This window comes from Streptomyces sp. NPDC036984 (genome assembly GCF_055607665.1).
Map to the genome: position 1 here is coordinate 532,487 of NZ_JBVJRL010000002.1, position 14,282 is coordinate 546,768.

10 protein-coding genes are annotated in these 14,282 nt (G+C 72.9%); 8 read left to right on the forward strand and 2 right to left on the reverse strand.

Annotation, left to right across the window (positions count from 1 at the left end):
• Positions 1–46: 46 nt before the first annotated feature.
• The 3 genes from mfd (at position 47) to ACZ7DL_RS06445 (ending at position 5,304) form a co-directional block, all read left to right on the forward strand.
• Positions 47–3,577, forward strand: a complete 3,531-nt coding sequence (gene mfd / locus ACZ7DL_RS06435; protein ID WP_470771846.1) for a transcription-repair coupling factor — start codon at positions 47–49, stop codon at positions 3,575–3,577.
• A gap of 205 nt (positions 3,578–3,782) precedes the next feature.
• The gene (locus ACZ7DL_RS06440) at positions 3,783–4,499 is read left to right on the forward strand and encodes an HNH endonuclease family protein (RefSeq protein WP_470771848.1); all 717 of its coding nucleotides are present in this window, start codon (positions 3,783–3,785) and stop codon (positions 4,497–4,499) included.
• 61 nt (positions 4,500–4,560) lie between these two features.
• Positions 4,561–5,304 (forward strand): GNAT family N-acetyltransferase, encoded by a 744-nt coding sequence (locus tag ACZ7DL_RS06445; RefSeq protein ID WP_470771850.1) that lies wholly within the window; start codon positions 4,561–4,563, stop codon positions 5,302–5,304.
• A gap of 66 nt (positions 5,305–5,370) precedes the next feature.
• Here ACZ7DL_RS06445 and ACZ7DL_RS06450 read toward each other — a convergent pair whose 3' ends face one another.
• Together ACZ7DL_RS06450 and ACZ7DL_RS06455 are read right to left on the reverse strand one after the other, a co-directional pair.
• On the reverse strand, positions 5,371–6,084 hold the full coding sequence (locus tag ACZ7DL_RS06450; protein ID WP_470771851.1) for a hypothetical protein: 714 nt from the start codon (positions 6,082–6,084) through the stop codon (positions 5,371–5,373).
• Between the two features lie 223 nt (positions 6,085–6,307).
• A complete protein-coding gene (locus ACZ7DL_RS06455) occupies positions 6,308–6,997 on the reverse strand; it encodes a hypothetical protein (protein WP_470771852.1) in 690 nt (229 codons plus the stop codon).
• A gap of 188 nt (positions 6,998–7,185) precedes the next feature.
• Between ACZ7DL_RS06455 and ACZ7DL_RS06460 the strand changes: the two genes are divergently transcribed.
• The 5 genes from ACZ7DL_RS06460 to ACZ7DL_RS06480 all read left to right on the forward strand — a co-directional run bounded on the left by ACZ7DL_RS06460 (position 7,186) and on the right by ACZ7DL_RS06480 (position 14,189).
• Positions 7,186–9,627, forward strand: coding sequence for an N-6 DNA methylase (locus ACZ7DL_RS06460; protein WP_470771854.1), 2,442 nt, complete (start codon positions 7,186–7,188; stop codon positions 9,625–9,627).
• 165 nt (positions 9,628–9,792) lie between these two features.
• Entirely contained in the window at positions 9,793–10,431 is a 639-nt protein-coding gene (locus tag ACZ7DL_RS06465; RefSeq protein ID WP_470771855.1) for a hypothetical protein, read from the forward strand.
• 38 nt (positions 10,432–10,469) lie between these two features.
• Complete coding sequence (locus tag ACZ7DL_RS06470) at positions 10,470–11,960, forward strand: protein kinase domain-containing protein (RefSeq protein WP_470771997.1); 1,491 nt, start codon at positions 10,470–10,472, stop codon at positions 11,958–11,960.
• 287 nt (positions 11,961–12,247) lie between these two features.
• Positions 12,248–12,898 carry a SurA N-terminal domain-containing protein gene (locus tag ACZ7DL_RS06475; RefSeq protein WP_470771857.1) on the forward strand — a complete coding sequence of 217 codons (651 nt, stop codon included), beginning with the start codon at positions 12,248–12,250 and terminating at the stop codon, positions 12,896–12,898.
• Positions 12,899–13,199: 301 nt separating this feature from the next.
• On the forward strand, positions 13,200–14,189 hold the full coding sequence (locus ACZ7DL_RS06480) for a nucleoside triphosphate pyrophosphohydrolase (RefSeq protein ID WP_470771858.1): 990 nt from the start codon (positions 13,200–13,202) through the stop codon (positions 14,187–14,189).
• Positions 14,190–14,282 lie beyond the last annotated feature (93 nt).

The following is a 14,282-nucleotide window of genomic DNA, read 5'->3' on the forward strand; positions in this document are numbered from 1 at the left end:
AGTCGGGCCCTTCGTGTTGCCGACCCCCTGGACGGAAAGCCCCTCCATGAGCCTGCACGGTCTGCTCGACGCCGTCGTCAAGGACCCCGCCCTCGCGGAAGCGATCAAGGCGGCAGCGGACGGCAACCGCCCGCACGTCGACCTGGTCGGCCCCCCGGCGGCCCGCCCCTTCGCGGTCGCCGCCCTGGCCCGCGATGCCGGTCACCCGGTGCTGGCGGTCACGGCGACCGGCCGGGAGGCCGAGGACCTGGCCGCCGCCCTGCGCTCCCTGCTGCCCGAAGAGGGCGTCGTGGAGTACCCCTCCTGGGAGACCCTCCCGCACGAGCGGCTCAGCCCGCGCAGCGACACCGTGGGCCGTCGTCTCGCCGTCCTGCGCCGGCTGGCCCACCCCAGCCCGGACGACCCGGAGACCGGCCCGGTCTCCGTCGTCGTCGCCCCCGTGCGCTCCGTGCTCCAGCCACAGGTCAAGGGCCTGGGCGACCTGGAACCGGTATCCCTGAAGACCGGCCGGACCGCCGATCTGAACGAGGTCGTGGAAGCCCTCGCGGCGGCCGCCTACGCGCGCGTGGAGCTGGTCGAGAAGCGCGGCGAGTTCGCCGTACGCGGCGGCATCCTGGACGTGTTCCCGCCCACCGAGGAACACCCCCTGCGCATCGAGTTCTGGGGCGACGAGATCGAGGAGATCCGCTACTTCAAGGTCGCCGACCAGCGCTCCCTGGAAGTCGCCGAGCACGGCCTGTGGGCGCCCCCGTGCCGGGAACTGCTGCTCACCGACGACGTACGCGCACGCGCGCGTGCCCTCGCCGAAGACCACCCGGAGCTGGGCGAACTGCTCGGCAAGATCGCCGAGGGCATCGCGGTGGAGGGCATGGAGTCCCTCGCCCCGGTCCTGGTGGACGACATGGAGCTGCTGCTCGACGTGCTGCCCAAGGGCGCCATGGCCGTCGTCTGCGACCCCGAGCGGGTCCGCACGCGCGCCGCCGACCTGGTGGCGACCAGCCAGGAGTTCCTCCAGGCGTCCTGGGCGGCCACCGCCGGCGGCGGCGAGGCTCCGATCGACGTCGGCGCGGCCTCCCTGTGGTCCATCGCCGACGTCCGCGACCGCGCGCGCGAGCTGGACATGATGTGGTGGTCCGTGTCGCCGTTCGCGGCCGATCTCGAACTCGAGGCGGACACCCTCAAGCTCGGCATGCACGCCCCCGAGACCTACCGCGGCGACACCGCGCGGGCGCTCGCCGACACCAAGGGCTGGCTCGCCGACGGCTGGCGCACGGTGTTCGTCACCGAGGGCCACGGCCCGGCCGCCCGCACGGTGGAGGTGCTCGGCGGCGAGGGCATCGCGGCCCGCCTCGACTCCGACCTCGGCGAGCTGAGCCCCTCAGTGGTGCACGTCTCCTGCGGATCGATCGAGTACGGCTTCGTGGACCCGGCGCTCAAGCTCGCCGTGCTCACCGAGACCGACCTGTCCGGCCAGCGCACCGCGAGCCGCGACGGCGCCCGCATGCCGGCCCGCCGCCGCAAGACGATCGACCCGCTCACCCTGGAGCCGGGCGACTACATCGTCCACGAACAGCACGGCGTCGGCCGCTACATCGAAATGGTGCAGCGCACCGTGCAGGGCGCCACACGCGAGTACCTGGTGGTCGAGTACGCGCCCGCCAAGCGCGGCCAGCCCGGCGACCGCCTCTACATCCCGACCGACCAGCTGGAGCAGATCACCAAGTACGTCGGCGGCGAGGCCCCCACCCTGCACCGCCTCGGCGGCGCCGACTGGACGAAGACCAAGGCGCGCGCGAAGAAGGCCGTCAAGGAGATCGCCGCCGACCTGATCAAGCTGTACAGCGCGCGCATGGCCGCCCCCGGCCACGCGTTCGGCTCCGACACGCCCTGGCAGCGCGAGCTGGAGGACGCCTTCCCCTACGCGGAGACCCCCGACCAGCTCACCACCATCGCCGAGGTCAAGGAGGACATGGAGAAGTCGGTCCCGATGGACCGGCTGGTCTGCGGCGACGTCGGCTACGGCAAGACCGAGATCGCCGTACGCGCCGCCTTCAAGGCCGTACAGGACGGCAAGCAGGTGGCCGTCCTCGTCCCGACGACCCTGCTGGTGCAGCAGCACTTCGGGACGTTCTCGGAGCGGTACGCGCAGTTCCCGGTGAGCGTGAAGGCGCTCTCCCGCTTCCAGACCGACACCGAGGCGAAGACCGTCCTGGAGGGCCTGCGCGAGGGCTCGGTGGACATCGTCATCGGCACCCACCGCCTCTTCTCGTCCGAGACCAGGTTCAAGGACCTCGGCCTGGTCATCGTGGACGAGGAGCAGCGCTTCGGCGTCGAGCACAAGGAGCAGCTGAAGAAGCTCCGCGCCAACGTCGACGTGCTGACCATGTCGGCGACCCCGATCCCGCGCACCCTGGAGATGGCGGTCACCGGCATCCGCGAGATGTCCACGATCACCACTCCGCCGGAGGAGCGCCACCCGGTGCTCACCTTCGTCGGGCCCTACGAGGAGAGGCAGATCGGCGCGGCCATCCGCCGCGAGCTGCTGCGCGAGGGCCAGGTCTTCTACATCCACAACCGGGTCGAGTCCATCGACCGCGCGGCCGCGCGGCTGCGCGAGATCGTGCCCGAGGCGCGCATCGCGACGGCCCACGGCCAGATGTCGGAATCCGCGCTGGAGCAGGTGGTCGTCGACTTCTGGGAGAAGAAGTTCGACGTGCTGGTGTCGACCACGATCGTGGAGTCGGGCATCGACATCTCCAACGCCAACACGCTGATCGTGGAGCGCGGCGACACCTTCGGCCTGTCCCAGCTGCACCAGCTGCGCGGCCGCGTCGGCCGGGGCCGCGAGCGCGGCTACGCGTACTTCCTGTACCCGCCGGAGAAGCCGCTGACGGAGACCGCGCACGAGCGCCTGGCGACGATCGCCCAGCACACGGAGATGGGCGCGGGCATGTACGTCGCGATGAAGGACCTGGAGATCCGCGGCGCCGGAAACCTGCTCGGCGGCGAGCAGTCCGGGCACATCGCGGGCGTCGGCTTCGACCTGTACGTCCGCATGGTCGGCGAGGCCGTCGCCGACTACCGGCGCCAGCTGGAGACCGGCGGGATCGAGGAGGAGCCGCCGCTCGAGGTCAAGATCGAGCTGCCGGTCGACGCGCACGTCCCGCACGACTACGCCCCCGGCGAGCGGCTGCGCCTCCAGGCGTACCGGGCCATCGCCTCCGCCAACTCGGAGGAGGACGTCAAGGCCGTCCGCGAGGAACTCACCGACCGCTACGGCAAGCTGCCCGAACCGGTGGAGAACCTGCTGCTGGTGGCCGGGCTGCGGATGCTCGCGCGCGCGTGCGGCGTGGGCGAGATCGTGCTCCAGGGCACCAACATCCGCTTCGCACCCGTGGAGTTGCGCGAGTCGCAGGAGCTGCGCCTCAAGCGGCTCTACCCGGGCACGGTCATCAAGCCGGCCGCGCACCAGGTGCTGGTCCCGCGCCCGAAGACGGCGAAGGTCGGCGGCAAGCCGCTGGTCGGCCGCGAGCTGCTGGCCTGGGTCGGCGAGTTCCTCACCTCGATCCTGGGCTAGCCGGCGGTGCCCGGGGGCGGGGCCGGCGGTGCCCGGGTGCGGGGACCGGTCGACTCGCGTTCTCCCACTCCCGCCCGGCTTGCCCGGTAATTGCCCCTTTATGCACCATCTGGTGGGCGCCGAAGGGGAGTTACCGTGGGGAGCGGAACGATCCGCCGTACCGCAGAGCGGGCCAGGGCGGACCAGGGCGAGAGGGGGGCGCACCGTGAGGCGTCTGAGGGGCGGCGTGGCCACCGCCGTGGCCATGCTGGTCGCCGTCACCGGCTGCACGGCCGAGCAGACTGAGGGAACCTCGGGGCCCGAGGAGACCGGCGGCGGGGGCGCGGCCCTGGCCGCCGCCGGCTCACTGACCGTCAAGGGGCGGGCCCCGAAGACCGGTTACTCCCGGGCCCGGTTCGGCACCGCCTGGGCGGACACCGACTCCAACTCCTGCGACACCCGCGACGACATCCTCAAACGCGATCTGAGGCAGGTGAAGTTCACCGGCGGCACCTGCAAGGTCTCCTCCGGCCTGCTGGAACACGACCCCTACTCCGGCAAGGACATCACCTACCGGCGAGGCCGCAGCCAGGTCGACATCGACCACATCGTCGCCCTCTCCGACGCCTGGCAGAAGGGCGCCAAATACTGGGATCCCAGCAAGCGCATAGCGCTGGCCAACGACCCCCTCAACCTCCTCGCGGTCGACGCGCGCACCAACCGCGGCAAGGGAGACGGCGACACGGCCACCTGGCTGCCGCCCGACAAGTCGTACCGGTGCACCTATGTCGCCGCCCAGGTCGCCGTCAAGAAGAAGTACGGCCTGTGGGTCACCGCCGCCGAGCAGGCCGCCATGAAGAAGGTCCTCGCCGGCTGCCCCGGCCAGAAGCTCCCCACCGGCGGCAACCCGACGAAGGCCCCCGAGCGCTTCCGGGCCCGGTGACCCGCCCGGCGGCCAGGTGCAGCGCTGTCTCGCCGGGTGCGCACCGCTTACCGTGACCGGTATGGACATCAAGGTGAGCAGCCTCGCCGAGCGGCCCGACCGGCTGTCGGCGGTGCTCGGCATGACCGACACATGGCCCGAGTTCGTCACCAACGACCCCGTGGGCGACACCCACTACGGCCGCATCCCCACCGAACTGCCGGAGTACGCCCTGTTCGCCGAGGACGAGGACGGTCAGGTCGTCGCCCACGCCTGGAGCGTGCCGTTCGCCCTCGATACGGACGGCCGGCGCACCCTGCCCGCACGGGGCTGGGACCAGGTCCTCGCGTGGGCCTTCGCCGATCTGCGCCGCGGCACCCGCCCGGACACCGTGAGCGCCATCTCGGTCACCATCGCCCCGCACGCCCAGGGCCACGGTCTGTCCGCCGCCATGCTCTCGGCGATGCGCGACAACGCCCGCGCCCGCGGCTTCCGTGAGGTCGTCGCCCCCGTCCGCCCGAACGCCAAGCACCGCGAGCCGCACACCCCGATCACCGAGTACGCCCACCGGGTCCGCCCCGACGGACTGCCCGAGGACCCGTGGCTGCGCGTCCACGCCCGGGCCGGCGCCGCCATCGACTCCATCGCCCCGGCCTCCATGACCGTGAGCGGCTCACTGGAGGAGTGGCGCCGCTGGACCGGGCTGCCCTTCGACACGGCGGGCGACGTCGAGGTGCCCGGCGCACTCGTCCCGGTGCGCTGCGAACCGGAGCGCGACTACGCCGTCTACGTGGAACCCAACGTATGGATGCGGCACCCGCTGTGACCTGACCCGCGGCTCCCGCCCCGGCGCCAGGTCACAGTGATCAGGCCGGCCCGCCCGTCCCGCGGGTCACGCGGCCGACCCGTTCTTCAGGGAGCCCAGGATCCGGGTCGTCACCTTCTTCGCGGCGGCGGCACCGTCGTCGCTGCCCGCGGTGGACAGCACGGTGACCACGTTGTTGCCGGAACGGGCCGCGATGAGGGTGGTGCCGGTCTCCCAGGCGCCGCTCGACAGCGTCATCGTGTACGCCTCGTCGCCGAGCCCGGCCGTGGACCGGCCCGTCACCTTCACCTTGGCGTGCGTGTCCGTGTCCGTGAAGGTGGCGCACCCGCCCGCGACGGACTCCAGCTGCTTCATCACCGTCTTCGCCGTGGTGCCCTGGAACGCGTCGATCTCCTGGGCCACTTCCTCGGTCTTGTCCTGGTTCACGTAGTCGTTCTGCGCGAAGGACACGCCTCCCTCGAAACCGGTCACCTGGATCCAGGAGGTGCCCTCCAGCCGGGTGCAGTCCGGCTTCGCGGTCTTCCTGCTCGACGGAGCGAGGAACTTGGCCCCGCTGTCCGAGGCGCCGTCGGCCTCGACGGTGAGCCCGGCCGGGAAGGCCGACGCGGGCGCCAGCGCCTTCTTCAGCTGCGTGCCGGTGAACAGACCGGCGTTGGGGTCCTTCGCCTTGGCGCTCGCACCGGTGTCGGAGGGCGAGTCGGAGGAAGAGGAGCAGGCCGACAGGGCCAGCGGGAGCGCCGCGACGGCGATCAGCGTGGCGGCACGGGACGAGAGACGCATGACAGTCCTTCAGAGGTGGGTGAAACAGGGGAGTGTGTACGGCAGGCCGTACGGCGTCCGGGACGGAGTTCGCCGCCCGGGCGCAGGTCCCACGGCCGGGAGCCGGTCAGGCCCGTCCGGACGCGGTGGGGTGGTGGGGGGAGCGGGAGAAGCGGGGGGAGCGGGGTGGGCCGGGGCGTGCGGTGGGGGACCGCACACCCCGCGCCCGGGACGACCGGACGGGTCAGGCCTTCTTCCAGTCACCGCAGCCGGTGGTCTTGAAGTAGGCGTCCGACGGGCTGATGGTGACGACGGCCGTGCCGGTGACGTTGTTGTTGGCGATGATCGAGTTCAGCCCGTGGTCGGCGTCCTTCGTACGCTCCCAGTAGCAGGAGTCGTCGGCGTTCCCGGTCGACTTGTAGGTGCCCGGCGCGATGTCCGTGCCGACCTTGAACATGCCTCCGTCGCCGTCCATCGACGAGCCGGGCGCGCCCTTCGCCTTCGGGTCCACGGCCTCCCAGCCCTTGCAGTCGCTGGACTTGAACACCTTGTCGGTGGCCTTGACGGTGACGTAACTCGTGCCGGTGACGTTGTCGTTGGCCAGCAGCGAGTCCATCTCGCCCGAGGCGTCCTTGGCGCGCTCCCAGTAGCACATGTCGTCCGTGTTGCCGGTCGTGCGGTACGTCCCCGGCTTCACATCGGAGCCCACCTGGTACTCGCCGTCACCGTCGATGGCGGCCTTCTTCTCCTCGGCCGCCTTCGCGCCCCCCGCGTCCTTCTTGCCACCGGACTTGTGCTCGGCCGACGCCGAGGAGCCCTTGCCGCTGCCGCCGGAACCGCCGTCCTTGCCGTCGCTGCCCGCGTTCGCGGACACGGCTCCGATGACGACGATTCCCACAACGGCACCGAGCGCGACCTTGGCCTTCATGCCCATGGCAAAACCCTCCCGAATGCGGCGGCCTCCCCCTCCGGTGGCCGCTCGTTCGCTGGGTCAATAAGACCAGAGCTTGTGAACCGAGTCAACACGGTTCACAGCTTCGGACTAGTACACGCCCGTGAATCCGGCGGTCTTGTGTACGCCGGTATGCTCTGTGCACACATGGGACGAGGGGAGCGAGGCCGGTGCAGGACAACGCGACAGAGGTGACCGCGGCCGGTATCGCGCGGCTCGCCGGAGTGGGCCGTGCCGCCGTCAGCAACTGGCGCCGCCGGCACGCCGACTTCCCCAAGCCGGTCGGCGGCACCGAGACCAGTCCGTCCTTCGCGCTCGCCGAGGTCGAGGCATGGCTGCGCAAGCAGGGCAAACTCGCCGAGGTCCCGCTGCGCGAGCGGGTCTGGCAGCAGCTCGCGGGCCACCCGGACGGGCCGCTGACGGCGCTGGTGCACACCGGCTGCGCGCTGCTGCTGATCCATGAGCGCCCCACCGTCTGGCTCGACGCGAGCGCCGGTTCCGACGCACGGCTGGCCGCGATCCTGCCCGGTGCGCTGGAGGAGGTGCTGACACCGCGTTTCGGCGGCGCGCGCGGGCACGCGGTTCACAGCGGGCGGTCGCGGACCGCCGCGGCGACTGTGAACGGGCCGCTTTCTGCGAATACCGGAGACAGGGGCAACACCGGCGACAGCGGCAACCCCGCCGACAGTGGCGACACCGGCGCCAGGAGCAGCGGTGTGAACCCGTCGCGGACGGCTTCCGCTGTGAACTCGTCTCCGACACCGCCGGGCGTGAACACCTCGCCGACCGTTCACGGTGCATCGGCCGTTCACAACGCGCCAACCGCTCACAGCGCCTCGACCGTTCACAACGCGCCGACGGCGCCGACCACAAGTGGCCCAGAAGCCCCACAGCTCACGCCAGCCGCATCAGCCACGTGGGCCACCTCAGCCCCAGAAACCACTCCAGCCCCACCAACCGCGCCAAGCACCCCCGCCGTCCCCGCCCCAGCCGTCCCCACCCCCACCGGCCCCCAACTCCTCCCCTCCGTCCCCCTCCTCCGCGGTGCCGCCGAACTCGCCGCCGAGGTGGGGGCGCGGCAGACGTTCGAGTTCCTGCTAGGCCGGCACCTGGACGCCAACCCGCGCCAGTACACGCTCACCCCGGCCGAGCTCGCCGGTCTCATGGCCGACCTCGCCGGTCCGGCCCGTACCGTCCTGGACCCCGCCTGCGGCACCGGCGCCCTGCTGCGCGCCGTGGACACCCGCCCCGACCAGGAGATGTACGCCCAGGACAGCGCTCCCGACCTCGCCGCGCTCAGCGCGCTGCGGCTCGCGCTGCACAGCCGGGCCACCGTGCGCGCCGCCGCCGGCGACACCTTGCGCGCCGACGCCCACCCGGAGCTGCGCGCCGACGCGGTCCTGTGCCATCCGCCGTTCAACGAGCGCAACTGGGGCCACGACGAACTCGCCTACGACCCCCGCTGGGAGTACGGCTTCCCGGCGCGCACCGAGTCCGAGCTGGCCTGGGTGCAGCACGCGCTGGCCCGGCTGACCGACGGCGGTACCGCCGTGCTGCTCATGCCGCCGGCCGCCGCCTCCCGCCGTTCCGGGCGCCGGATCCGCGCCGACCTGCTGCGCCGGGGCGCCCTGCGGGCCGTGGTCGCGCTGCCGGTCGGCGCCGCGCCGCCGTACAACATCCCGCTGCACCTGTGGGTGCTGCGCCGGCCCGACCGGACACCCGTCACGCCCGAGGTGCTGCTCGTGGACACGGGGAGGTTCGCCGGGGAAGGGCGGGGCGGCCCGGACTGGGAGGCGGTACGGGACGCCGTCATGGACGCCTGGCGCGCCTTCGCGCGCACCGGGGGCCTGGACGAGCGGCCGGGACTCGCCCGTTCCCTGCCGGTCATCGACCTCCTCGACGACGACGTGGACCTGGCCCCCGCCCGCCACCTGCCGCCGGCCGCCGTCGCCGACGGCGCGGAACAGCTCACGCAGGTGCGCGAGCGGCTCGGTGCCACCCTGCGCCTGACCGCCGACCTCACCCCGCCCCCCGCCGACCCGGCGCCGCCCGCGCGCTGGCCGCTCACCACCGTCGGCGAACTCGCGCGCGGGGGCGCGCTGGTGATGCGTACCGGCGGAAACGGCGGCCACGCGCGCGTGCCGGTGCTCACCGACCATGACGTGCTGGCCGGAACGGCGCCTTCGGGCACGCTTCCCGAGAGCGAGGAGGAGGCGGTGCTGACCGAGCCGGGCGATGTCGTCGTACCGGTGCTCGGCGGGGGCTCGGTGGCGCGCGTGATCGACGAGGCGACGGGGGGCGCCGCCCTGGGGCGCAGCCTCGTGCTGCTGCGCCCCGACGGCACGGCACTCGACCCATGGTTCCTCGCCGGGTTCCTGCGCGGTACCGCCAACAACCGGCAGGCCAGCAGTTACGCCTCCACGGCGACCCGCCTGGACGTGCGCCGGCTCCAACTGCCCCGGCTCCCGCTGGAGGAACAGCGGCGCTACGGCGCGCGTTTCCGCGCACTCGACGAGTTCGAGCGGGCGCTCAGGCACGCGAGCCGGCTCGGGGAGCAGCTCGTGCGCGGGATGTACGACGGACTGACGGACGGTACGGTCGCCCCCGACTGATCCCGCTGGTCCCGCACCGGCCCCCGGACAACGGTTCGGTACAACCCGGACCGCTTGTCCCTGCCGGGCCATATGCTCGAAGCGACAATCGCACGACCGGCGTTGTCCGCCCCCGCGGACCACGCCGGACGGGCGGGGACGCCCCCTTCAGGATCAGGAGCAGCCATGCAAGGCCACGGCTACGGACAGCCGGTGAAGCAGCCGCCGCACACCGCGTGGCTGGTCTTCCTGCGTGTGCTGTTCGTGGCGCTCGGGATCCTCACCATCGGCTTCCTGGCCTGGGCGATGATGCTGCGACTGGCGGCCGTCACGCGCCGGTCGCTGGACTGGGGCCTGTTCGTGGCGGTGCTCGCCGCCGACGTCCTGAGCATCACGCTGGTGGCGATCGAGCCCGGCGACGAGATCCACACCACCGGCGGCTATGTGGGCATCCTGCTCCTGCTCGGCACGCTCGTGGCCGCGATCGCGTACTACCTCGCGGCGGACATCCGGCACTTCCTGCTCCAGCAGCAGGCGTACGCGGCGCAGCGGCAGGCCCCGGCGTACGGCTACCCGGCGCCCGCGACGCCGTACACCGCGACGACCGTACCGACCCTGCCGACCCCGACACCGACCCCGATGCCGACAGCCCCGACCGGGCCGCACACCCCGCCCCCGGTGCCGCACACACCCGTGCCGCAGCCCCCGCTGGCCACCCCGCCGCCCCGGCGTCCGGCGCCCGCGCGGATCGACCAGGTGCGGGCCGAGCTGGACGAGCTGAGCGACTACCTGCGCAAGCAGGACGGCCATGAGGGCGGACGGTGAGCGTGGCGACAGGACGTCTCGTCGCCGACCGGTACGAACTGTCCACGCTCATCGGGCAGGGCGGGATGGGCCAGGTGTGGACGGCGTACGACCGGCGGCTCGACCGGCGCGTGGCGGTGAAGCTGCTGCGCCCCGACAAGGTGGCCGGCCAGGAGGCGGACGAGCTGCGCCGCCGGTTCCTGCGCGAGTGCCGGGTGACCGCGCAGGTGGACCACCCCGGCCTGGTGACGGTGCACGACGCGGGCAGCGAGGGCGAGGAGCTGTTCCTCGTCATGCAGTACGTCGACGGCGCCGACCTCTCCGACCATCTCGCCGAGCACGACCCTTACCCGTGGCAGTGGGCGGTCGCGGTGGCCGCGCAACTGTGCGCCGTACTGAGCGCGGTGCACGCCGTGCCGATCGTGCACCGCGACCTGAAGCCCCGCAACGTCATGGTGAAGCAGGACGGCACGGTGACCGTGCTCGACCTGGGCGTGGCCTCGGTGATGGACACCGACACCACCCGCCTCACCCACACCGGCTCCCCGATCGGCTCGCCCGCCTACATGGCGCCGGAGCAGGCGATGGGCGGTGCGGTCGGCCCGTACACCGACCTGTACGCGCTCGGCGTGCTGATGCACGAACTGCTCAGCGGCGAGGTGCCGTTCGCCGGCTCCACGGCGCTCGGCGTGCTGCACCGGCACCTGTACGAGCCTCCGCTGCCCGTGCGCCGGATCCGCCCCGAGGTCCCCGAGGCGCTCGAAACCCTGGTGCTGCGGCTGCTCGCCAAGGATCCGCAGCACCGGCCGGCGTCCGCGCAGGAGGTGTACGAGGACCTGGCGCTGCTCCTTCCCGCGCGCGGGACACCCACCGGGGCGCCCCTGGACCCCACGCGCCCCTTCCTGCGCCCGCACGCCCCCTGGCCGGACCGCGCGCGGACGCCCGCGCCCCAGCCCGCCCCCGTCGCCCCGGCGCCGCCGGCCGAGAAGCCCGATGTCGCCGCCGCCGTGGACGAGGTCAAGCGCCTGCTCGGGGAGGGCCGCATCACGCAGGCCGTCGACATCCTGGGCGCGATCCTGCCGGCCGCCGCGGAACAGCACGGCACGCACTCCCCGGTCGTACGGACCCTGCGCAAGCAGTACGCGGCCACGCTCATGGACGACGGCCAGTACCGGCGCGCGCTGCCCGAACTACGCCGTCTCGCCGACGAACGCGCCGCCGAGGCCGGCCAGGCCGACCCGCAGTCCCTGCGCTACCGCTACGAGGCCGCGCAGTGCCTGGAGCAGCTGGGCGAACCGGCGGCGGCGCTCGCCGAGTACCGCGCGCTGCTGCCGTACTACGAGAACCAGTACGTCTCCGGGGACCCGCAGCTCGCCCACGAGGTCCGCCGCCGCATCGGCCATCTGCTGCTCGCCCTGGGGGACCGGCCGGCCGCCCACGACACGCTCGCGCGCCTGGTCGTGGACGTCGAGCGGCTGCACGGACCCGGTCATCCGCTGGCCGTGGAGGTCCGGCGGACCCTCCAGTGGCTGGGGCAGGTCCGCGGCTAGCTCCCGTCGGTCCCCGGCCGGTCGTCGGCAGCCGGGAAGCGCAGACGCCGCACACCGCCCGTGGGGCCGGACAGCTCACCGGCCACAGCCGGGGCCCGCCTCCCGGAGCGGCGCGGCGGTGCCCGAAGCGCGCGCGAATCGTTGGTCGAATGGGTTGGCCGCGGCCTGCCCACTGCCTACCATCGATCACCGCAAGACTTTGTGCGCCCGCCCGTCGCCCGACCACCACCCCCGGCGGAGGCGCTGGCGCGCCGCACCTGTCATTGCAATCTCCCTTGGAGGTTTCCTTGCACCGCCGCCGTCGCACCGCGCTCGTCCTCACCGCCGCGATCGCCGCCGCGGCACCCCTGCTGACCGCCTGCGGAAACGATGCGCATCCGGGCGCCGCGGCCGTCGTCGGCGGGCAGCGGATCACCGTTGCCCAGCTGGAGAGCCGGGTCGGCGAGGTCCGCAAGGCTCAGCGGGCCGCGGTGCCGGACGAGAGCCAGTACCAGCAGGTCGTCTCCTCCACCAGCAGCCTCACCCGCGACACCCTGCACAACATGGTGCTCGACCGGGTGCTGCACCGCGCCGCCCAAGATGCGGGCGTCACGGTCACCCGCAAGGAGATCCAGCAGATGCGCGGGGACCTGGAACAGCAGGCCGGTGGCAGCAAGGGTCTGGAGACGGCCTGGCTGCAGAAGTACGGCATCGCCCCGGCCCACCTCGACGACAACCTGCGGCTCCAGCTGGAGGCGCAGAAGCTCGCCGAGAAGCTCGGCACCGACACCAGCCGGCCCGCCTTCTGGAAGGCCCTGTCCCAGGCGTCCGAGGAACTCCACGTCGACCTCAACCCGCGCTACGGCTCCTGGGACGTGCAGAAGAGCAGCCGCGTGGACGCCAAGACGCCCTGGGTACGGGAGGTCACGGCGGCGGGCGGAGACCCGCTGACGGCGTAGCCCCGCCGGCGGCGCGCGCTCGTCCGGGCGCCGCTGCCGGAACGGTACGGCAGCGGTCCCGCAGGGGTTCGGCAGTGGTTCGGCAGTGGTCCGGCATCGGTTCCGTAGCGTCCCGGAGGGGTCCGGCAGGGGTCCGTAGCGGTCCGGCAGGGGTCCCGGAGGGGTCCGTAGCGGTCCGGCAGGGGTCCCGGAGGGGTCCGGCGGCGGATCCGCAGCGCCTTCCGGTCATACGATCACACGGCCCCCTCGGCCCTGTGGATAACGCGATCCGCTCCCGCGCGCCGTGGGTTACGTTCGGACCGTGAACGAAACCAGCCCCGCAACCGGCCCCGAGACCGCCCCCGGCCGCATCGTCCTGCTCACCACCAGCCACCGCGTCGCCCCCGGTCTGCTCTCCTGGCCCGCCTGGCAGGCCCTGCGCACCGCCGATGCCGTGCTGTGCGCGGACGGCACGCATCCACAGCTGCCGTATCTGCGCGAGGCCGGGATAGCGGTGGCCGAGGCGTCCCCCACCGCGCAGGAAGTGGTCGACGCCTGCACCGGCGGGCGGACGGTGGTGGTCGTGGCGACGGGCGAGGGCGAGCCCGCGCTCACCGACGGCCTCGCCCGGCTCGCCGGCTCCGGCCGGGTCGCCATGCCGGAGCTGGAGCTGCTCCCCGCCTCCTACGACCTGCCCGGCGCCCGCCTGCTGGACCTCGTGCAGGTCATGGACCGCATCCGCGCCGAGTGCCCGTGGTCCTCCCGGCAGACCCACGAGGGCCTGGCGAAGTACGGCATCGAGGAGGCGTACGAACTGGTCGAGGCGATCGAGGCCGGCGACCGCGCGGAGCTGCGCGAGGAACTGGGCGACGTTCTCCTCCAGGTCGTCTTCCACTCCCGGATCGCCGAGGAGGACCAGGAGGCGCCCTTCTCCGTCGACGACGTGGCCGGCGGCATCGTCGCCAAGCTCATCCACCGGCACCCGCACGTCTTCGGTGACGAGAAGGCCGAGACCCCGGAGGACGTCAAGGAGCACTGGCTGCGCACCAAGGCCGAGGAGAAGCGGCGCACCTCGGTCACGGACGGCGTCCCGCTCGGCCAGCCCGGCCTGGCCCTCGCCGCCAAGCTCGCCTCCCGCGTCCGTACGGCGGGCCTGGAAGTCCCCCTGCCCAAGGGGGAGGGCATCGGCTACGAACTCCTCGCGCTGGCCGTCCGTGCCGAGGCGGACGGCGTGGACCCGGAGGCGGCGCTGCGGGCGGCGGCCCGGGTGTACCGGGACGCGGTGCGAGCCGCCGAGGGAGTGGGCGCTTAGGGGCATCCGAGAAGCGTGCCCGGCACCGGCGGGAGCGCAGCGGTCCCCGGCCCTCGATCACCGGTAACCGCAACGCCCCGCGGCCGCCCGGCC